Below are 21,069 nucleotides of genomic sequence, written 5' to 3'. Positions count from 1 at the left end.
GTGGCGTCAGAACATCACCTGGCCGCCGGTGATGTTGATCGATTGGCCGGTGCAGTAAGAGGCCTTATCGCTGGCGTAGAACAGCAGGGTGTTCAGCACGTCCTGGTAGTCGCAGCCGCGCTTCAGCGGCACTTTGTCGATGTAGTATTGCTCCACCTGGTCCGGCGCGATGCCCAATTTTTGCGCGTACTGCGGCAGCAGCGATTGAAACATCGGCGATTTCAGCAGGTTGCCGAGCATCAGTGAATGCACGGTAATGCCGTATTCCGCCAGATCGAGCGCCAGCGACTGCGTCAGCCCCACGCCGCCGAACTTGGCGGCGCTATAGCCGGAGTTGTGCTTGCTGCCGACTTTGCCGGACTTGGAGTTGATCTGAATGATGCGCCCGGCGATGCCGTCGCGGATCATCAGGCGCGAGAACTCGCGGGCGCAGAGGAAATAGCCCACCAGGTTCACCTGCAGCGAGCGGTCGAAGTCACCCAGCGGGAAATCGGTGATCGGCGCCGCCTTGGCGATGCCGGCGCTGTAGACCAGCAGGTTGGTTTGGCCAAATTCCCGGTCAACCGCCGCCGCCAGCGCGATCACGCTCTGCTCGTCGGTGGCGTCGGCCTGAAAACCGCAGGCGCTGCCAGCGCCGTACTCTTCGTTGATCTGCCGCGCCACCCGATTGGCGTTGTCGGCGTTCAGATCGGCCACTGCCACCCGATAGCCGGCCTGCGCCAGCCCGTGGGACAAAAAGGCGCCTAACGTTTGGCCGCCGCCGATCACTACAGCTACTTCAGACATGGTCTACTCCTTATGCGATAAATGACAGCGTGCTGCCCAACGGGATATCGGTCGGCGTCGGGCCGGAAACGTGGATCGAGCCGGGGAATTCGGCTTCGGCTTCTCCGTCGAAGCGCACGGTGATGTGGCCCAGTTCGCGCAGATTCTGCGTGGCGACGCTGCCGACGGCGGTGATGGCGTAGCGCTGCTGCGCCAGTTCCATCACGCCGCCGACCTGCAGCTCACCGGCGGTCGCGCCGTGGCGGTGGATAAAGCAGAACTCTTCGATATCCGCCGGCGCGCCTTCACGGAAAGTGATCAGCATGTTGTCCAGCAACGCGTCGCGGGCGCAGCCGCCGATCTGCGTGATGGTGGTATGAAAAATGGTGTGCATAAACGTCTCCCTGGAAATCATGCTATTGATAAATAAAGGCCGAGGCGGCCCAGGCGATCAGGACCGTTGGCGCGCCGGTCAGAAAGCGCCCAACCAGCACTGAAGGCACGCCGACCCGTACGGTGTCCTGTTTGGCTTCCGCCAGCGACAGGCCGACCGGAATGAAATCGCAGGCGGCCTGCGCGTTGATGGCGAACAGCGCGGGCAGCGCCAGCTGCGGCGGGATATGGCCGAGGCCGATCTGCACCCCGACCAGCACGCCGATCACCTGGGCGATGACCGCGCCGGGGCCGAGGAACGGCGACAGCAGCGGGAATGAGCAGATCAGCGCCAACGTCACCAGGCCGATCGGGCTGTTGGCCAGCGGCGTCAGGCCGTGAGCGATAAAGTCCCCGAGGCCGGAGGCCATGATGATGCCGATCAAGGCCGAGACGAATGCCATAAACGGCAGAATGGTCTTCAGCACGGTGTCGATAGTGTCGCGCCCGGCCTGGAAGAACACCGCCACCACCGATCCCATGCCCATGCCGACCTTCGCCAGCAGCCCGTCGCTTTGTTCGGTGATCTTCTTGCTGGTGTCGTAGTCGCGCGCCTTGGGCGGCGCTGCAACGGCGGCGGCGGCGGGTGGGTTCTCCGTCGCGTCGATTCGGCTGATGTTGTGGTCGCGCACGCCGGAGACATAGATGTCTTCGAGGATAAACTGCGCCAGTGGGCCGGACTGGCCGGTAGCGTGGATGTTGACCGTCGGAATGCGGCGTTTCGGGTACAGGCCGCAGCGCAGGGTGCCGCCGCAGTCGATCACTGCCACGCCGATCTCTTCCGCCGGCGGCTCGCCCTCTTTGAAACCGTCGACGGCGGGCCAACCGGTCAATTCGCTGAGGCGATCGACGATGGAAGGCCGGGTGCCGGCGGTGATGTACACCACTTTTTTGCCGGGTTCTATCGGCAGTTCCAGGGGGCCGCCCCAGCCGCTGGCGCCTTTTTCAATACGGATATAAGCACTCATGCTGCACTCCACGAATTAAAGTTGCACCTGGCGATCCAGACGGATGCCCATCTTGCGTTCGAACAGACTGGTGGTGAGATCGGTGACCCAGCCGCGGAAGAAGTTGGTGAACAGCCCCACCAGGAAATAGCTCACCGCCAACGGGCCGAGCGGCAGGCCGAGGGTGGTCAGGCCGCTGGCGATGCCGAGGTAAACGAACAGTTCGCCGGGGTTGATGTGCGGAAACAGGCCGTTCATCGAGTGGCAGCTGTAGGAAGCCGCCGCGTAGTAGCTCGGCTTGTATTTCTCCGGCATGAAACGCCCCAGGCTGAGGGTCATCGGGTTGCAGAAGACAAAGGTGCCGATCAGCGGCAGCAGCAGATAACGCGAAACGGGGTTGCCCGCGCAGCGCTGTGCCAATCGTTCGATACGTTCCTGGCCAACAAATTTGATCAGCGCGTTCATGATAACCAGCAGGCTGATCAATAAAGGCAAAATGCCGGTCACCATGCCGACAAACACTTCACCGCCTTTCTGAAACAGGCCGATAAACCACTCGGCGCCGTGGGTGATTAGCTCAATCATTATGTTCTCCTGTAATGGACTGATATGGCCTGGAGCGAACGGCGGCTCTGTCGCCATGGGCCTTACAGTAGTCACTTTGTTGGGCTATTTGTTTTAAATAGATCACAATTTGAAAGATAAATATTTTATTTTGAAAGTTTAAAGTGAAAGAAAGAGAAGGTGAACGGCGCGAGAGGCGGGATAACGGGCACAAAAAAGCCCGGCGAACCGGGCTTTGAGTAGGGGGACATACGGTAATCGCCGTTGTTGGCTTGTTTCTGTTACTGCTCGAGAATCTTGTGTATTGTCTGCACGGAAGCACCGTTTCTTTCGGCCGTTTGGGCCAGCTCTTGCTTTTGTTTGTCTTTTTCAGCGATTGCCATATCTTTGGCGGCGGCTATCGCGGCCAGGAAAATTTCTTTTTCCGTGGCGGTGAGAGGGCCTTGTAGTCTGGCTTCGCAGACGCGATACAACGTATCGCGGATAAAATTTACCGTGGTGGTGCGCCGAGCCAGATCGACTACGGCGGTGCTGAACCCTGCATCGCCACTGACTTTTTGAATTTGTTCCGTGCTCATTTCAGCTTTCAGCGCGGCGATAACGGACTGCGCGACATCAGGCGGTGGAGCCACGCAGTACTTGATATTTGAGTCTGCGGGAATATAAATGGCGCTGCTTCTTGTTGAGTCATAGTCAAACCAATACGTTTCTCCAGGTTTCAACTCATGCTTAGAGGCCGGAGATTTAAATAGCGCGCAAGACGATAGCGAAAGGATGAGCAGAGAGATGATTACAATATTGACTTTCATTATGGCACCACCATAAAAACGTGGATTAATTAGCGTAAAATTTAGTCAAAAGTCCATAAATAACAACAGACTATAATAATTATTAATACGCTAACTTTTTGTGTTTTCGGAAAAGGTGGGGAATTTGACATTTGATAAGGTTAACTTTCAATCTTTAATGATTTATGTCGTTCTCTTTCGCATATTTGGAATAAAAAAAGCCCAGGGATAGTAAATAAAAAATAATTCTTATTTTTGCTCATAAAATACATTCGGTTGCATTATTTCCTTGTCAAGACCTCCCTCGATGCACAAAAAAGCCCGGCGAACCGGGCTTTGGGACAGGCGGTCTGTCACATCAGGCGATGGTGACCTTCTTGTCCAGGTAGGCGTCTTGTACGGCGTTGATCAGCGCCACGCCGTCTTTCATCGATTTCTTAAACGCTTTACGCCCCAGGATCAGGCCCATGCCGCCGGCGCGTTTGTTGATCACTGCGGTGCGCACCGATTCCTGCAGATCGTTCTCACCGGCGGCGCCGCCGGAGTTGATCAGCCCGGCGCGGCCCATGTAGCAGTTGGCCAGCTGGTAGCGCACCAGATCGATCGGGTGATCGGTGGTCAGCTTGGAGTAGACGCGATCGTCGGTATAGCCGAATTTCACCGCGCGGTAACCGCCGTTGTTTTCGGCCATTTTCTGTTTGACGATGTCGGCGCCGATGGTGGCGGCGATGTGGTTGGCCTGGCCGGTCAGATCGGCGCTGGAGTGGTAGTCCACGCCGTCCTTGTTGAACGCCGGGTTGCGCAGATAGGCCCACAGCACCGTGACCATGCCCAGCTCATGCGCGCGCTCGAAGGCGATCGAGATCTCTTCGATCTGGCGGCGCGACTGCTCGGAGCCGAAGTAAATGGTGGCGCCGACCGCCACCGCGCCCATGTTGAACGCCTGCTCGACGCTGGCGTACAGGGTCTGGTCGTACTGGGTCGGGTAGCTCAGCGTTTCGTTGTGGTTGAGTTTGACCAGGAACGGAATTTTATGCGCGTAGCGGCGCGATACCGACGCCAGAACGCCGTAGGTGGAGGCGACGCAGTTACAGCCGGCTTCAATCGCCAGCTCGACGATGTTCTTCGGATCGAAATACAGCGGGTTGGCGGCGAACGAGGCGGCGGCGGAGTGCTCGATGCCCTGATCGACCGGCAGGATCGACAGGTAACCGGTGCCGCCCAGGCGGCCGTGGTTGAACAGGGTTTGCATCGAACGCAGCACGCTGTTGGGGCGGTTGTTATCGATCATTACGCGCTCGACGAAGTCGGCGCCCGGCAGGTAGAGATTCTCGGCGGGGATAGTGGTACAGCGGTGTTGCAGCAGATCTTCCGCTTCCTTTCCTAGCAACTGCACAATATCAGTCATGATTCACTCCCGATTAAGCTTCTTCATACACCGGCAATGCAAGGGTTTTTGACCACCGGCGTAGTAAAAAAGCGGTGATTGAAGCTGTAAAGCGATGCTACCGAACTTGATCCGGCAAGGACAAACAATAGATGCGATTGAGAGGAAATGCCATTGGCGAGGCCAAATACGCGGGGACGATCGCCCCCGGCGCGTTAAGTGCTTGATTGTTCGATCTCGCCTGCCTTGGCGTTCCGAGCGGCGAGCGGGCGCAGAGCCGGATTAGCCCAGCAGGGCGCAGTTCGGCGGCAGGCGGCATTCGATGGCCTGCGGCACCACTTCGATGCGGAAATGGCGGCCTTTGAGCGGCTCGCCGTCGAGGTTAAAGGTCATCTCATGCGGCGCGTCGATCTCCAGCCACGGCAGCGCGGCGCTGAGGATGCTGTTGCTCTCTTCGTCGTTGAACAGGGCGGCCACCAGCGCCGGCAGCAGTTCATCGGCGATCAGCAGGCGCAGCTGCAACTGCCCGTCGTTAATCAGCGCGTTGGGGCACAGTTCCTGGCCGCCGCCGGCCTGTTTGCCGTTGCCGATGCCGATCACCAGCGCTTCGCCGGCCCAGCGGAAGTCCGGCCCGCGGATTTCACAGCGGTCGGCCTGCAGCGTATCCATGCGCAATAAGCCGTGAACGAAGTAGGACACGCCGCCCAACGCCGCCTTCAGCTTCTCCGGCGTTTCAGTGGTGATACGGGTGCCGAAGCCGCCGGTGGCCATGTTGATGAAGTAGCGCTCGCCGTTGACCTTGGCCAAATCGATAGGCACCGAGCGGCCTTTGATCGCCAGCTGCAGCGCCTGCTCGGGCGAGAGGGGAATGTTGCAGGCCATGGCGAAGTCGTTGGCGGTGCCGAGCGGCAAAATGCCCAGCGCCGGCCGACCTTGCGCCGGCAGTTGCGCCAGCGCGGCGGCCACTTCGTTGATGGTGCCGTCACCGCCGCCGGCGACGACGGTGCCGACGCCGAGCCGAGCGGCTTCCGCGACGTAGCGCGCGGCGTCGCCGTGCTCCCAGGTGACGCGCACGTGCAGCGTTATCTGCTCTTCGCGCAGCCGGTTGACGGCCTGGCGCAGCTCTTCGTTGCCGGCGCCCTTGCCGTTGATGATAAGCAGTGCTGGTGCATGTGAGTGTTGAGGCATTGCCGAGCTCCTCCGGCGGAAAACCAATAATGCCTCAAGATAAACCAGCCCAGGCCGCCAAGCCATCAGAATATTCAGCTAATTCCGGTTATTTCCCATTGCGCCGTGAATATGAGGACGATGCGAATTTATCTGAATTTAACCTGACAATAAGCGCAATTTTAATGGCGGCAGGATTAATCGCTATAGCGTTATTTATATATCGATGTGGCGTTATTATTTTTATTAAAATGGATAACGGGAAAACGTAATGAGAAATAGGCGCGCCGGCGGCAATGGCGGGCCCATAAAGAAAAAGCCAGCCCAAGGGAGATTGGGCCGGCTAAGGAGGTGGTTCCTAGTATTGCTATGCAAATATTTTCGTTGTTCGTTTTAAGCAGCGTGATAGTAACCAAGCTGCGGGCACATTGATGTGATCCAATTCTAATATTTGCTAAAAATCGCCGCCGAATGACGGCGATTCATTGTTAGGCTCCGGCGCTATTTTCTTCCGCCAAATTGCGGATCAGCAAAGCATAATTGAGATCGATATCCTGCGGAATCGGCAAATAAACGATATGTCCGTTGCCCGGCGCGACCTCAATCGGCTCGCCTTTCTTATTTTGCATGCTTTCGAGGGTGAACAGCACGTTGCCGCCCGGCGTCATCATCTCGACGCTGTCGCCGAGTGAGAATTTATTCTTCACGTCGACTTCTGCCCAGCCTTCGCGGCGCAAGCCGGTGAATTCGCCGACGAACTGCTGGCGCTCGGAGAGCGAAGAGCCGTAGTCGTAGTTCTGCTGCGCTTCGTGCACGTGGCGGCGCAGGAAGCCTTCGGTATAGCCGCGGTGCGCCAGGCCTTCCAGCGTGGTGAGCAGGGTCGGATCGAACGGTTTGCCGGCAACGGCGTCGTCGATGGCGCGGCGGTAGACCTGGGCGGTGCGCGCGCAGTAGTAAAAGGACTTGGTGCGCCCTTCGATCTTCAACGAATGCACGCCGAGCTGCGTCAGACGCTCTACGTGCTGGATGGCGCGCAGATCCTTGGAGTTCATGATGTAGGTGCCGTGTTCGTCCTCGAAGGCGCTCATATATTCGCCTGGTTTTTGCGCCTCAGACAGCATGAATACCTTGTCGGTCGGCGCGCCGATGCCCAGCGTCGGCTCGACGGTCTGCACCGGGATCGGCTCGTGCAGGTGCACGATATTGCCGGTGTCGTCCTCTTTGCCTTCTTCCGCCTTGTACTGCCAACGGCAGGCGTTGGTGCAGGTGCCCTGGTTGGGATCGCGCTTGTTGATGTAGCCGGACAGCAGGCAGCGGCCGGAGTAGGCCATGCACAGCGCGCCGTGGACGAAGATCTCCAGCTCCATGTCCGGCACTTCGGCGCGGATCTCGGCGATCTCTTCCAGCGACAGTTCGCGCGACAGGATCACGCGGGTCAGGCCCATTTGTTTCCAGAACTTCACCGTCGCCCAGTTAACGGCGTTGGCCTGCACCGACAGGTGGATGTCCATCTGCGGGAAGGCTTCGCGCACCATCATGATCAGGCCAGGATCGGACATGATCAGCGCATCCGGGCCCATATCGACTACCGGTTTCAGATCGCGCAGGAAGGTTTTCAGCTTGGCGTTGTGCGGGGCGATGTTGACCACCACGTAGAATTTTTTGCCCAGCGCGTGCGCTTCGTTGATGCCCTGCGCCAGATTCTCGTGGTTGAACTCGTTGTTGCGCACCCGCAGGCTGTAGCGCGGCTGGCCGGCGTAAACCGCATCGGCGCCGTAGGCGAAGGCGTAACGCATGTTTTTCAGCGTTCCGGCCGGGGAGAGAAGTTCCGGTGTAAACATAGTGTGTCTCGGTCTGATTTCAGGTCAGCACCACGCCACCTGATGGCGCAGTAAAAGCGGGGGATTGTAGCCGCGGCGCGGCAAAAAATCAGCAGTTAACCGGATTTATTCAAGGGAGATTGATCCCGGTCAAACGGAAAACGCGCGATGGCGGCCACCGCGCGGGCGAAACGGGGGATCAGGCGCTCAAATCGCGAATATCGGTGGTCGGGCCGTTTTTAATCACCGACTGGATACCGTTTTTGGCTGCGCTTTCGGAGCTGTACATTTCGCTGACGCCGATCACCTGATGGTTCTTGGCCTTCAGCACAAAGTAGGGCTGGTTGCTGGTGCTGTGCTTCAGTTCAAACTGTGCTTCATGCGGCGAATTGGTCTGCACCGAGGCGATGCCGTTCTCCGCCGACGCTTTGCTGGCGTACATCTCGCTGGCCAGAATGATCTCGCCGTTACTGGCTTTCAGGTTGAAGTGGTACTGTCCGTTCTTTGCTTTTTTCAGCTCGTAATGACCGATTGCCATGGTTCTTCTCCTGTAGGTTCCGATTCGTGATGTAAGTGTAGCCAATCGCTTGAAAATCGGTGGCTAAACCTCACAGCAGCTTAGTCGAAAAAATGCGCAATTTTTTTGCGCCGGCGCGGAGTTTTCGCCCGAGAAGCCCGGCGCCGCACGGGAAGCTAAGGGAGGGGCGGTGATTGCGCAGTGCAGTATTTGGGACGTCTAAGCCGTGGAACACTCGCGATTTCATCTTGGCGGGTTCACCTCGCAGAGATAAAATAGGGCAAATTTTGCACAGGAGCGCCAAGGATGGAAAAAATCGAACGGTCAGTAGGAAATGATAAAAGCGAGGGCAGCGATAAAGGTTGGGAGCCTCTGTTGAGAATGATCGCTAACACAGCCCTACCACACGACTTCCTGCTGTCGGATGAGCGACAACAGGGTGTGGCTGACCGCGCGCCTTGGTGGAACGCAGTCGATTCTCTCCCCTAAACCCCATTCACCAGCCGGCAGGGTTCGGCTTCCCAGCGGTAACCGACGCCGTATACCGAGCGGATAAAGGATTTTTGCCCGTCGATCAGCTCCAGCTTGCGGCGCAGGTTTTTGATGTGGCTGTCGATGGTGCGGTCGGTGACCACCCGATAGTCGTCATACAGGTTATTCAGCAGCTGCTCGCGCGAAAATACGTTGCCCGGCTGGCTGGCCAACGTCTTCAGCAGGCGGAACTCCGCCGGCGTCAGATCCAGCAACTGCCCCTGATAGCTGGCCTGGAAACGCGGTTCATCGATGTGCAGCAGGTCATCTTCCCGCGCATTCTCCTGCGGCCGATAGCTGCGGCGCAGGATGGTTTTCACCCGCGCCACCACCTCGCGTGGGCTGTAGGGTTTGCAGATGTAATCGTCGGCGCCGATCTCCAGCCCCAACAGGCGGTCAATCTCTTCGATTTTCGCCGTCACCATCACGATCGGTACGTCGCTGAAGCGGCGCAGCTCGCGGCACACCGTCAGCCCATCGGCGCCCGGCAGCATCAGATCGAGCAAGATCAGCGCCGGCGGATGCTGGTGCACGGTCGGCACCACCTCATTGCCGTTGGTCAGCCAACGGGTGGCGTAGCCCGCCGCCTGCAGATAATCCACCAGCAGCTGGCCCAGCTTGGGCTCATCTTCAACAATCATGATCTGCACGGGTTGATTCTGAATGTCCATCAGGGCGCCTTATTTTTTATCGGGGTAGCAAATTCTACTGTAATGCGCACGCCGCCTAAAGGCGAATGCTCGGCGCGGATTTTCCCGTCGTGCGCTTCCACGATGTTGTGGCAGATCGCCAGCCCCAATCCGGAACCGCCGCTGGCGCGGTTGCGCGAGCCTTCCGCCCGGTAGAAACGTTCGAAAATGCGCGTCAGTTGCTGATCGCTGATGCCCGGCGCGCTGTCCTGCCAGCAGAGGGACAGCCGCCCCGGCTGCAGCTCGGCGCTGATTTCCAGCCGGCCGCCGGCATCGGTGTAGCGCAGGCTGTTTTCCAACAGGTTATTGAACAGCTGATTCAGGCGATCGGGATCGCCGAACAGCGGCGCCTGGGGCGGCAGATGGGTGACGATCTCCAGCCCTTTGGCGCGAAAGCGCTCGCGGAAGGCGGCGACGGCGATCTGCAGCAGATGCACGCAGTCCACCGACGATTTGCGATAGGCCAGCGCGCCGAGATCGGAGAGCGAAAGCTGGTGCAGGTCGTCGACCAGTTTGGTCAGGGTGGACACCTCGGCCTGCAGCGAGCTGAGCGACGCGGGCGTCGGCTGGCGTACGCCGTCCTGCAGCGCCTCCAGCTCGCCGCGCAGCACCGCCAGCGGCGTGCGCAGTTCGTGCGACACGTCGGCCATAAAGGCGCGGCGCATCTGTTCATTTTTCTCCAGCGAGGTGGCCAACTGGTTAAAGTCGTGCGCCAGCCTGCCCAGCTCATCCTGGCTGCTGACCGCCACGCGGGCGGTGAAGTCGCCCGCCGCCAATCGATGGGTGCCCGCCACCAGGCGTTTAACCGGGGCCAGCATGCCGCGCGACAGTAGCCAGGTCACCGCCGCCGCCAGCAGGGTGGAGAGCGCGACGATGATCCAGCTGGTGCGGCGCTGCTGGCGATCGAAGTTGATGTCGGTATTGCGCGTCAGGCGTTCGACCGGGGTAGTGAGCACCCAACCGACGATCTCGTTGTTGTAGCGGATCGGGTGGCGCGGCCCCTCTTTCGGCAACGGGCCGGAATGCCCGACCAGCCGATTGAACTGGCTGTCCACCACCCAAAACTGGGTGCGCCAGCCTTTGGGCGGCAGGTTGTGGCTGCTGTCGCTGTTCTGCTCGAACGAACGCATGATTTGGTAGACCACCTGATCGTTGTTGCGCAGGAATATCCAGTTGCCATGATGGCTGTACTGCTCCTCCAGCGCTTCGCTCAGCATGTTGATGCGCTGCTCGTTACTGCTCTTGATGTAGTCGATAAAACCGCGCTCAAAGCTGACGCGCACCCCCCAGTGCATGGTGATCAACACCAGCATGCAGGTGGCGAAAATGGCCAGGAACAGCTTCCCGGTAATGCCTATCTTCATTGCAACCTCGTTGAGCCGGTGCCCGGCTCTTTGGCCAGCGTGCGGTTAGGCGCGCTATCCGCCGGCACGCGCGCGAAGGCCAGCGCGGGCAGGGCGATAATCAACGCCATACAGCAGTAGCTGTAAATAAATGCGCTGTGGATGGCCGGGCTGTCGGCCACCGCCTGGTGATGGGCGAAGCTGCCGATCAAGATGCCGGCGACGCTGACGCCGAGGCTCATCGACAGCTGCATGACCATCGACAACAGGCTGTTGCCGCTGCTGGCCAGCCGGTCCGGCAGGTCTTTCAGCGTCAGGGTATTCATCGCCGAGAAGCGCAATGCGTTGACCATCCCCTGGAAGAACAGTATCACCGGCAGCAGCCACAGCCAGCCGAGCATCGCCGCCAGCAGGAAACTCAGGCTGACCAGCGCCAGCAGCAGCGTGGCGGCCACCAGCACGTTGCGGTAGCCGAAGCGGTTGACCACCTGCACCACGATGCGCTTCATGCCCATGCTGCCGATGATCATCGGGATCATCATCAGCCCGGCGTGGAACGGCGTGAAGCCCATGCCCACCTGCAGAAACAGCGGTGTCATGAACGGCAGCATGCCGCTGCCGATGCGCCCCAGCAGACTGGCCAGCAGCCCGATCTTGTAGGTCGGGGTGCGCAGCAGCCGCAGCGAGAACAGGGCGCGGCTATTGCCGTAGGCATGCCAAACATACCCCAACAACGCCGCCGCGCCCAGCGCCACCAGGCCGGCGATGGCGCCGCCGGTCAGGCCCATGCCTTTGTGGCCGTCGAGCGCCAGCGTCAGCGACGCCATGCCGATCGCCAGCAGGAAAAAGCCGCTGAGATCGAAACGGCGGGTCTGCATTTGGTAGTTGGGCATCAGCAGCAGCGTGGCGATGGCACCCACGATGCCCACCGGAATATTGATCAGGAAAATCCAGTGCCAGCTGGCGTATTGCACCAGAAGTCCGCCCAGCGCCGGCCCCATCAGCGGGCCGATCTGGCCCGGCAGCGTCACGAAGGTCATCGCCGCCATGTACTGCTCGCGCGGCACGATCTTCATCACCGTCAGTCGGCCGACCGGCACCATCATCGCGCCGCCGATGCCCTGAAGCACGCGCGAGGCGATCAGCTCGTTCAGGGTTGCCGAGCGGGCGCAGAGGAAGGAGCCGAGGGTAAACAGCACAATGGCGCTGAAAAACACCCGCTGTACGCCGACCTTGTCCGCCAGCCAGCCGCTGGCCGGCAGCGTCACCGCCACCGTCAGCACATAGGCGACGATCACCGACTGCATGCGCAGCGGGTTCTCCCCCAGGCTGGCGGCCATCGAGGGCAGGGCGGTATTGACGATAGTGGTATCCAGCGTCTGCATAAAGAAGCCGAACGCCACTATCCAGAGTTGCCAACGTACCGTGGCGGTGTGTTTCATCAGCATCGGTCGGCCATTAGTGCGGCAGCGGGGTCAGCTGCTTGTTGCGGCGGAACTTCGCCTGCAGCCGGTCGAAGTAAAGATAGACCACCGGCGTGGTGTACAGCGTCAGCAACTGGCTCATCACCAGACCGCCGGCGATGGTGATGCCGAGCGGCTGGCGCAGCTCCGCGCCGTCGCCGCTGGTCAACACCAGCGGCAGCGCGCCGAACAGCGCCGCCAGTGTGGTCATCAGGATCGGCCGGAAGCGCAGCAGGCTGGCCTGGAAAATCGCCTCGCGGGCGCTGATGCCGCCGTTGCGCTGCGCCTCGAGCGCGAAGTCGACCATCATGATGGCGTTTTTCTTCACGATGCCGATCAACAGCATGATGCCGATCAGCGCGATCAGGCTGAACGGCGCGCCGAACAGCTCGAGCGCCAACAGCGCCCCCACGCCCGCGGAAGGCAGGGTGGAGAGGATGGTCAGCGGATGGATATAGCTCTCGTACAGCACGCCGAGCACGATATACACCGTGGCGATCGCCGCCAGGATCAGGATCAGCTGCGACTTCAGGGTGTCCTGGAACACCTGGGCGGTGCCGGCGAAGGCGCCGCGCACCGTGGACGGCACGCCGAGCTGAGTCATGGTGCGTTCGACAGCGGCGGTGGCGTCCGACAGGCTGCCGCCGTCCGGCAGGTTAAAGGAGATGGTCGAGGCGGCGGACAGCCCCTGATGGTTGACCGACAGCGGCGCGTTGGCCGGTCGCCAACTGGCGAAGTAGGAGAGCGGTATCGCCTTGCCTTCGTTGTTGATGATGAACATTTTGTCCAGCGAGCTGACGTCCTGAGTGTAAGGCGGCGCCACTTCCATCACCACTTTGTATTGGTTGAGCGGTTGATAGATGGTCGAAATCTGTCGCTGGCCGAAGGCGTTGTTCAACAGGTTGTTGGCGTCGGACACCGAAATGCCGAGGCGCGCCATGGTCTCGCGATCGTAGACCAGATCCATCTCCGAGCCTTTATCCTGCTGATCCGAGTTGACGTCCGCCAGCTCGGGCAATGCCGCCAGCGCAGCGCGGATCTTCGGTTCCCAGTCGCGCAGCGCGGCGAGGTCATCCGCCAGCAGCGTATATTGGTAGCTGGCGTTGGCCTGGCGGCCGCCGACGCGGATATCCTGCACCGCCATCAAGAACAGGCTGGCGCCCGGTTCTTTGGCCAGGCGAGCGCGCAGGCGGGCGATCACTTTCTGCGCGTCGTCGCTGCGCACCGACAGCGGTTTCAGTGAGATGAACATCGAGCCGCTGTTGGTGCGCGAGCCGCCGGTAAAGCCGGTGACGTTTTCCACGTCCGGATCTTCGCGCACGATTTTCATGAAATCTTCCAGTTTGCCGCGCATCGCCTGGAACGAGATGCTCTGATCGGCCTGGATAAAGCCCATCAGGCGGCCGGTATCCTGTTCGGGGAAGAAGGTTTTCGGGATGCTGATATACAGCCAGACGTTGAGCGCAATGGTGGCGAGGAACACCGCCAGCACCCAGCGCGAGTGGCCAAGCACCCAGTTCAGCGAGCGTCCGTATCCCTGCTGCAGCGCCAGCAGCATTTTGCCGAAGCCGCGCGCGCGCCGCTGCGAACGCGCCGGCTGGTGGCGCAGCAGATAGGCGCACATCATCGGCGTGAGCGTCAGCGAGACGATCAGCGACAGCCCGATAGACACCGACAGGGTGACGGCGAATTCGCGGAACAGCCGGCCGGGCAGGCCCGCCATCAGCAGCAGCGGGATAAACACCGCCACCAGCGAAACGCTCATCGACAGCACGGTGAAACCGACCTCCCGCGCGCCCAGCAGCGCGGCGTTGATCGGTTTCATGCCGGCCTCGACGTGGCGGGAAATGTTTTCCAGCACCACGATGGCGTCGTCCACCACAAAGCCGGTGGCGATGGTCAGCGCCATCAGCGACAGGTTGTTGAGGCTGAAGCCGCACAGGTACATGGCGGCGAACGAGCCGATCAGCGACACCGGCACGGCGACCGCCGGGATCAGCGTGGCGCGGCCGGAGCGCAGGAAGATGAACACCACCAGGATCACCAGCCCGATGGCGATCGCCAGCGACTGTTCGACCTCGGCCAGCGACGCGCGAATGGTCGGCGAGCGATCCTGCGCGACGTTGAGTTGAATCGAGGCCGGGATATTCTCCTGCAAGGCGGGCAGCTCGGCGCGAATGCGATCGACGGTTTCGATGATGTTGGCGTCCGGCGCGCGGCTGATGGCCAGAACGATCGCCGGCTTGGCGTCGGTCATCCCGGCGTTGCGCACGTCCTGCACCGAATCTTTGACCTCGGCCACGTCGCCGAGCCGCACCGCCGAACCGTTGTTGTAATGAACGATCAGCGGGCGGTAGGCGTCGGCGGTTTTCAGCGCGTCGTTGGCCTGGATTTGCCAACGTTGCTGCGGGTTTTCGACGGCGCCCTGCGGGCGGCGCACGTTGGCGTTGCTGATGGCCTGCCGCACGGCATCCAGCGAAACGCCCTGATTGAACAGCGCCGAAGGGTTCAACTCCACGCGCACCGCCGGCAGCGAGCTGCCGCCCACGGAAACGTCGCCGACGCCTTCGGTCTGGCTGATCTTCTGCGCCAGTTGGGTGGACGCGAAGTCGTAAAGCTGCCCCTGGCTGTAGGTGTCCGACGTCAGCGTCAGGATCATGATTGGCGCGTCGGAAGGGTTGACCTTGCGATAGCTGGGGCGGCTCGGCATGCCGGTCGGCAACAGGCTTTGCGCGGCGTTAATCGCCGCCTGCACGTCGCGCGCGGCGCCGTTGATGTCGCGGCTGAGATCGAACTGCAAAATCACCCGGGTGCTGCCGAGCGAGCTCATCGAGGTCATTTCATTGACCCCGGCGATGCGGCCCAGCGCGCGCTCCAGCGGCGTCGCCACCGAGGAGGCCATGGTTTCCGGCGAGGCGCCCGGCAGCGACGCGCTGATCGAAATCACCGGAAAATCCACCTGCGGCAGCGGCGACACCGGCAGCAGGCGAAAACCGATCGCGCCGCTGATGGCGATGGCCAGCGTCAGCAGGGTGGTGGCCACCGGCCGGTGAATGAACAGGGCGAAGAATTTCACGGCAGCTCCTGCGTATCCGGCTGGCGATGCGTGTTGCGCGCCAGTTTGTCAAACAGCAGGTAGATCACCGGCGTGGTGAACAGCGTCAGGATCTGGCTCATGATCAGGCCGCCGACCATACAGACGCCCAGCGGATGCCGCAGCTCCGCGCCGACGCCGGTGCTGAGCATCAGCGGCAGCGCGCCGAGCAAGGCCGCCAGCGTGGTCATCAGGATCGGCCGGAAACGCAGCAGGCAGGCCTGATAAATGGCGTCGCGCGGCGATAAGCCCTGTTCGCGTTCCGCCGCCAGCGCGAAGTCGATCATCATGATGGCGTTCTTCTTCACGATGCCGATCAGCAGGATGATGCCGATGATGGCGATCACGTCCAGTTCGCTGCCGGCCAGCATCAGCGCCAGCAGCGCGCCGACCCCGGCGGTCGGCAGGGTGGAGAGGATGGTCACCGGATGAATGAAGCTTTCATACAGCACGCCCAGCACGATATACATCGCCACCACCGCCGCCAAAATCAGCCACAGCGTGCTGCCGAGCGCCGCCTGGAAGGCCAGCGTCGCGCCCTGGAATTGGGTGGTGATGTCTTTCGGCATGGCGAGATTTTTTTCTGCCTGGGTGACGGCGTCTACCGCTTCGCCGAGCGAGTAGCCGGCGGCGACGTTGAACGAGACGGTGGCCGACGGGAATTGGTCGAGGTGGTTGACCGACAGCGGGCCGAACCGTTCTTCGATTTTGGCGATGGCGCTCAACGGCACCACGGCGCCGTCCTTGCCGCTCAGACGGATCTCATTGAGCGCCGCCAACCCCGGCGTCGCGCTGACGTCGTGCTCCAACACCACCCGGTATTGATTGGCCTGGGTGTAGATGGTGGAGATCAGGCGTTGGCCGAAGGCGTTGTACAACGCATTGTCCACGTCGCTCATGGTGACGCCGAGGCGCGAGGCCGAATCGCGATCGACGTTGACGTAGGCGACCAGCCCCTGATCCTGCCAATCGCTGGTGACGTCCGCCAGCTGCGGGGTTTGTTTCAGCTCATCCATCAGCTGCGGCACCCACAGGCTGAGATCGTCCAGCGACATCGCCTGCAGGGTGAACTGGTACTGGGTGCGGCTGACCTGGGTATCGATGGTCAGATCCTGCACCGGCTGCAGGTACAGCTTCACGCCGGGGAACTGCGCCGTTTGCTGCTGCAACCGGCTGATGATCGCCGGAATGCGGTCGCTGCGTTCGCTCAGCGGCTTCAGGTTGATCTGCAGCCGGCCGCTGTTGAGCGTGGCGTTGCTGCCGTCGACGCCGACGAACGAGGTCAGGCTTTCCACCGCCGGATCTTTGAGGATCTGCGCCGCGACCTGCTGCTGGCGCTCGGCCATGTTGCTGAACGAAACGCTCTGCGGCGCCTCCAGCGTGCCCTGAATGATGCCGTTGTCCTGCACTGGGAAGAAGCCTTTCGGGATCAGCAGGTACAGCAACACCGTCAGCGCCAGGGTGCCCACGGCCACGCCGAGCGTCAGCCAGGGGTGGTTAAGCACCGTTTTCAGCCACTGGCCGTATCGCGCGATCACGCGCTCGAAAAAGCGCTCAGAGGCGGCGGAGAAGCGGTTCTGCTTGCGCAGCGATTCGTGGCTGAGCATGCGGGCGCACATCATCGGCGTCAGCGTCAGCGATACCACGGCGGAGATCAAAATCGCCACCGCCAGCGTCACGGCGAACTCGCGGAACAGGCGGCCGACGATGTCGCCCATGAACAGCAGCGGGATCAGCACCGCCACCAGCGAGAAGGTCAGCGAGATGATGGTGAAGCCGATCTCGCCGGCCCCTTTCAACGCGGCGTCGAGCGGCTTTTCCCCTTTCTCGATGTAGCGTGAGATGTTCTCGATCACCACGATGGCGTCATCCACCACGAAACCGGTGGCGATGGTTAATGCCATCAGCGTCAGGTTATTGATGGAGAAGCCGAGGAAATACATGGCGGCGAAGGTGCCGACCAGCGACAGCGGCACCGCCACGCTGGGGATAATGGTCGCCGGCACGTTGCGCAGGAACACGTAGATCACCATCACCACCAGCGCGATCGCCAGCAGCAGCTCGAACTGCACGTCGCTGACCGAGGCGCGGATGGTGGTGGTGCGATCGGTCAACACCTTGACGTCGACCGACTTGGGCAGGCTTTTAATCAGCGTCGGCAGCATTTCGCGGATGCTGTCGGCGGTGGTGATGACGTTGACGCCGGGCTGGCGCTGAATGTTCAGCACGATCGCCTGTTGCTGGTTGGCCCAGGCCGCCAGTCGGGTATTTTCCGCCCCTTGTTCGATGGTGGCGATATCCTGCAGGCGGATCGCCGCGCCGTTCTGATAGGCGACGATCAGCTGGCGATAGTCGTCGGCGGATTTCATTTGGTCGTTGGCGGACAGGGTGACCGAGCGGGTCGGGCCGTCCAGGCTGCCTTTTGCCGAGTTGACGTTGGCGTTGCTGATGGCGGTGCGGATGGTTTCGCTGTTCAGGCCATAGGCGGCGACCGCCGCGGCGTTCAGTTTTACACGCACCGCCGGGCGTTGGCCGCCGGCCAGGGTCACCAGGCCGACGCCGGTCACCTGAGAGATTTTCTGCGCCACGCGCGTCTCCACCATGTCTTCCACCTGCGTCATCGGCATGGCGGTGGAGGTGACGGCCAGCGTCAGGATCGGCGGATCGGCCGGGTTAACCTTGCTGTAAATCGGCGGGTAGGGCAGATCGTTCGGCAGCAGGTTGGTGGCGGCGTTGATCGCCGCCTGCACTTCCTGCTCCGCGACGTCGAGCGGCAGCGCCAGCTGGAATTGCAGCGTCACCACCGAGGCGCCGCCGGAGCTTTGCGACGCCATTTGCTTCAGGCCGGACATCTGGCCGAACTGGCGTTCCAGCGGCGCGGTAATGGCGGAGGTGACCACGTCCGGGCTGGCGCCGGGGTACAGCGTCACCACCTGGATGGTCGGGTAGTCCACTTCCGGCAACGCGGAAACCGGCAGCGCGCGATAGCCGATGATCCCCGCCAGCAGTATCGCCACCATCAGCAGGGTGGTGGCGACCGGGCGCAGGATAAACAGGCGGGAAGGGCCGCCGCCGCGGGTCGGTGGCATCACCTGCATCAGGACTTCCTCTGAACGTCAGGTTCGCGCTTGGCTTTTGACGCCGCAGGCGCGTCGTTCGGCGCCAGCACTTCCACCTGCATGCCTTCGGTCAGGCGATCGATGCCGTCGGTCACCACCCGATCGCCGGCGTTGAGGCCGGCGCTGATCACCACCTGCCGGCTGTCCTGCACGCCGGCGGTGACCCGGTGTTTGCTGACCTTGTTGTCTTCGCTGAGCGTCCAGACGAAGTTGCCTTCGTTGCCCATCTGCAGCGCGGCGGTCGGGATCACCACCGCATCGTGCAGGGTATCCACCTGCAGCCGCGCGTTGACGAACTGGTTGGGGAACAGCGCGTCGTCTTCGTTGGCGAAGCGCGCTTTCAGCTTGATGGTGCCGGTGGCGGTATCAATTTGGTTGTCCAGGCTCAGCAGCGAACCGGTCGTCAGCTTGTTCTGGTTGGTGCGATCCCAGGCTTCGACGCTCACCGGCCCGGCTTTTTGCGCCTTGAGCAGATCGGCGATGTTGCCTTCGGGCAGCGTGAACACCACGTCGATCGGGTGCGTCTGCGTGATCACCACCAAACCGTTGGTGCTGCCGCTGGTGACGTAGTTGCCGACGTCGACCAGTTTCAACCCGACGCGGCCGTCGATTGGCGCAGTGATGCGGCTGTAGGTGATCTGCAGTTTGGCGCTGTCGACCGCGCCCTGATCGGCTTTGATGGCGCCTTCGGTTTGCTGCACCAGCGAGGCCTGCGTATCCAGCTCTTGACGGGAAACCAGATTGGTTTTCACCAATTGCTGGTAGCGCGCCAGATCGCGTCGGGCGTTGGCCAGCGTGGCCTGATCTTTCGCCAACTGCCCCTGCGCCTGGGTCAGTTGCACCTGGAACGGCCGGGGATCGATTTCAGCCAGCAGATCGCCGGCTTTGACCTGCTGGCCTTCGGTAAAGTGGATCGCCATCAGTTGGCCGTCGACCCGGCTGGTGACGGTGACGGTATTGGCGGCGGTGGCGGTGCCCAAGCCGGAAAGATAGCGCGGCACCGTCTGTTGCGTGGCCGTCGCGGCCTGCACCGGCGACATCGGGGGGCCGTGCCGGCCGGCGGTTGAGCGGCGTTAAAATAACGCCAGGCGAAGACGGCGGCGATGACCAGGATGGCCGCAACCAGCAGGCGCGGCATCAGGGAACGGCGTTGGGGTTTTGCATTCATGGCGGCGAAAATTCTCTCCAAAAGGCAGGGGTGCGGGCACTCATTGCCACAAAAATGACACTCCTTACAGGATACTAGTTTAGCCAGCGGGGACGGCATAAAAATGAAGGAAATATGGAGGAACCGTCAGCATTGTCCTAATAAGTGGGTGATTTGAGCGTGCTATGTTTATAAGTGATTTGTTTCAGCTTATAGCCAATCCGTTTTAGCGTTCTATCCTGGTTGGCGCTAATAATTAACCCGCGAATCTTTTCCCACAGGAGCAGGTGATGAGCAACAGAGAATTGGGCCGCTCAGGCATTCAGGTGCCGGCGTTGACCTTTGGCGGCAATGTGTTCGGTTGGACGGCGGATCAAGCGACCTCGTTCAGCCTGCTGGATGCGCTGGTGGACAATCAGCTCAACTTTATCGATACCGCCGACGTTTATTCCAGCTGGGCGCCGGGCAACCGGGGCGGCGAATCGGAAACCGTCATCGGCGAATGGCTGAAGAAGAGCGGCAAGCGCGACCAGGTGATCATCGCCACCAAGGTGGGTAAACCGATGGGCGAAGGCAAACAGGGTCTGTCGCCGCGCTATATTCAGCAGGCGGTGGAAGATTCGCTGCGGCGCCTGCAAACCGATTATATCGATCTTTATCAGTCGCATGACGATGACCGCGATACGCCGCTGGAAGAGACGCTGGCGGCGTTCGATGCGTTGATTAAGGCCGGCAAGGTGCGGGCGATCGGCGCCTCCAACTATCAGGCGGATCGCCTGGAAGAAGCGCTGCGGGTGAGCGAGAGCAACGGATTGGCGCGCTACGAAACCCTGCAGCCGGAATACAATCTGTATGCGCGCGAAGGGTATGAAGCCGAGCTGGAGGGGGTGGCGCAGCGCCATGGCCTCGGGGTGATCAACTTCTTCGCGCTGGCCAGCGGCTTTCTGACCGGCAAATACCGCAGCAAAGCGGATGAGGGCAAAAGTCAGCGCGGCGATCGTATCGTCGAACGCTACCTGAACCCGCGCGGTTTCCGCATCCTGGCGGCGCTGGATCAGGTGGCGGGCAAACACGGCGTCTCTGTGGCGCAGGTCTCGCTGGCCTGGCTGATCGCGCGCCCGAGCATCACCGCGCCGATCGTCAGCGCCACCTCGTTGTCGCAGCTGGATGAGTTGGTCAGCGCCACGCGTCTGACGCTGGATGCGGACGACATTCAGACGCTGAACCACGCCAGCGCCGAGTAAGAGCCGCCGGCGATTTTGCTCTATGCTGAAGGGGTCAATATGACTCATTCAG

General features: G+C 61.2%; 17 protein-coding genes and 1 pseudogene. 3 read left to right on the top strand and 15 right to left on the bottom strand.

From position 1 onward, the window contains the following. Positions 1-6 precede the first annotated feature (6 nt). The 7 genes from srlD to yegS form a co-directional block, all read right to left on the bottom strand. The gene (gene srlD, locus SERRSCBI_RS17900; protein WP_033644069.1) at positions 7-786 is read right to left on the bottom strand and encodes a sorbitol-6-phosphate dehydrogenase; all 780 of its coding nucleotides are present in this window, start codon (positions 784-786) and stop codon (positions 7-9) included. Positions 787-796: 10 nt separating this feature from the next. After that, a complete protein-coding gene (gene srlB, locus SERRSCBI_RS17895; protein WP_004941520.1) occupies positions 797-1,159 on the bottom strand; it encodes a PTS glucitol/sorbitol transporter subunit IIA in 363 nt (120 codons plus the stop codon). A 22-nt stretch (positions 1,160-1,181) separates the two neighbouring features. Next, positions 1,182-2,165: a PTS glucitol/sorbitol transporter subunit IIB gene (locus SERRSCBI_RS17890; protein WP_042785195.1), complete on the bottom strand. Its 984-nt coding sequence runs from the start codon at positions 2,163-2,165 to the stop codon at positions 1,182-1,184. 15 nt (positions 2,166-2,180) lie between these two features. Further along, a complete protein-coding gene (locus SERRSCBI_RS17885; protein WP_004941528.1) occupies positions 2,181-2,729 on the bottom strand; it encodes a PTS glucitol/sorbitol transporter subunit IIC in 549 nt (182 codons plus the stop codon). Between the two features lie 260 nt (positions 2,730-2,989). Next, complete coding sequence (locus tag SERRSCBI_RS17880) at positions 2,990-3,517, bottom strand: hypothetical protein (protein WP_042785194.1); 528 nt, start codon at positions 3,515-3,517, stop codon at positions 2,990-2,992. Positions 3,518-3,854: 337 nt separating this feature from the next. Continuing rightward, entirely contained in the window at positions 3,855-4,904 is a 1,050-nt protein-coding gene (gene fbaB / locus SERRSCBI_RS17875) for a class I fructose-bisphosphate aldolase (protein WP_042785193.1), read from the bottom strand. Between the two features lie 261 nt (positions 4,905-5,165). Next, positions 5,166-6,071, bottom strand: a complete 906-nt coding sequence (gene yegS, locus SERRSCBI_RS17870; RefSeq protein ID WP_033644066.1) for a lipid kinase YegS — start codon at positions 6,069-6,071, stop codon at positions 5,166-5,168. Between the two features lie 29 nt (positions 6,072-6,100). On the opposite strand from yegS, the gene SERRSCBI_RS24820 reads away from it, so the two are divergent. Continuing rightward, positions 6,101-6,322, top strand: coding sequence for a hypothetical protein (locus SERRSCBI_RS24820; RefSeq protein WP_127897175.1), 222 nt, complete (start codon positions 6,101-6,103; stop codon positions 6,320-6,322). 216 nt (positions 6,323-6,538) lie between these two features. Here the strand turns inward: SERRSCBI_RS24820 and yegQ are convergent, their stop codons facing one another. Continuing rightward, a complete protein-coding gene (gene yegQ, locus SERRSCBI_RS17865) occupies positions 6,539-7,891 on the bottom strand; it encodes a tRNA 5-hydroxyuridine modification protein YegQ (RefSeq protein WP_042785192.1) in 1,353 nt (450 codons plus the stop codon). A 178-nt stretch (positions 7,892-8,069) separates the two neighbouring features. Next, positions 8,070-8,408: a YegP family protein gene (locus SERRSCBI_RS17860; RefSeq protein ID WP_033644064.1), complete on the bottom strand. Its 339-nt coding sequence runs from the start codon at positions 8,406-8,408 to the stop codon at positions 8,070-8,072. Positions 8,409-8,693: 285 nt separating this feature from the next. Here SERRSCBI_RS17860 and SERRSCBI_RS17855 point away from each other — a divergent pair, with 285 nt between their 5' ends. Next, a complete protein-coding gene (locus tag SERRSCBI_RS17855) occupies positions 8,694-8,876 on the top strand; it encodes a hypothetical protein (protein ID WP_033644063.1) in 183 nt (60 codons plus the stop codon). Here SERRSCBI_RS17855 and baeR read toward each other — a convergent pair. The 6 genes and pseudogenes from baeR to SERRSCBI_RS17825 all read right to left on the bottom strand — a co-directional run bounded on the left by baeR (position 8,873) and on the right by SERRSCBI_RS17825 (position 19,794). Beyond that, positions 8,873-9,589, bottom strand: coding sequence for a two-component system response regulator BaeR (gene baeR / locus SERRSCBI_RS17850; protein ID WP_033644062.1), 717 nt, complete (start codon positions 9,587-9,589; stop codon positions 8,873-8,875). The genes SERRSCBI_RS17855 and baeR overlap by 4 nt on opposite strands. Then, complete coding sequence (gene baeS / locus SERRSCBI_RS17845) at positions 9,589-10,971, bottom strand: two-component system sensor histidine kinase BaeS (RefSeq protein ID WP_033644061.1); 1,383 nt, start codon at positions 10,969-10,971, stop codon at positions 9,589-9,591. Before baeS ends, baeR begins: the two co-directional genes overlap by 1 nt. Continuing rightward, entirely contained in the window at positions 10,968-12,398 is a 1,431-nt protein-coding gene (gene mdtD, locus SERRSCBI_RS17840; protein WP_042785191.1) for a multidrug transporter subunit MdtD, read from the bottom strand. Before mdtD ends, baeS begins: the two co-directional genes overlap by 4 nt. A 10-nt stretch (positions 12,399-12,408) precedes the next feature. Next, complete coding sequence (mdtC, locus tag SERRSCBI_RS17835) at positions 12,409-15,489, bottom strand: multidrug efflux RND transporter permease subunit MdtC (RefSeq protein ID WP_042785190.1); 3,081 nt, start codon at positions 15,487-15,489, stop codon at positions 12,409-12,411. Continuing rightward, entirely contained in the window at positions 15,486-18,605 is a 3,120-nt protein-coding gene (locus tag SERRSCBI_RS17830) for an MdtB/MuxB family multidrug efflux RND transporter permease subunit (protein WP_033644058.1), read from the bottom strand. The genes mdtC and SERRSCBI_RS17830 overlap by 4 nt, the downstream gene beginning before the upstream one ends. Beyond that, positions 18,605-19,794: pseudogene (locus tag SERRSCBI_RS17825) on the bottom strand (MdtA/MuxA family multidrug efflux RND transporter periplasmic adaptor subunit). Before SERRSCBI_RS17825 ends, SERRSCBI_RS17830 begins: the two are co-directional and overlap by 1 nt. A gap of 269 nt (positions 19,795-20,063) precedes the next feature. Between SERRSCBI_RS17825 and SERRSCBI_RS17820 the strand changes: the two are divergent. Beyond that, positions 20,064-21,017: an aldo/keto reductase gene (locus tag SERRSCBI_RS17820; protein ID WP_042785189.1), complete on the top strand. Its 954-nt coding sequence runs from the start codon at positions 20,064-20,066 to the stop codon at positions 21,015-21,017. Positions 21,018-21,069 lie beyond the last annotated feature (52 nt).

This window comes from Serratia sp. SCBI (assembly GCF_000747565.1).
Classification (GTDB): Bacteria; Pseudomonadota; Gammaproteobacteria; order Enterobacterales; family Enterobacteriaceae; genus Serratia; species Serratia ureilytica.
Note: the sequence above shows the minus strand (reverse complement) of the source record. Positions and strands in the feature narration are given on the sequence as shown.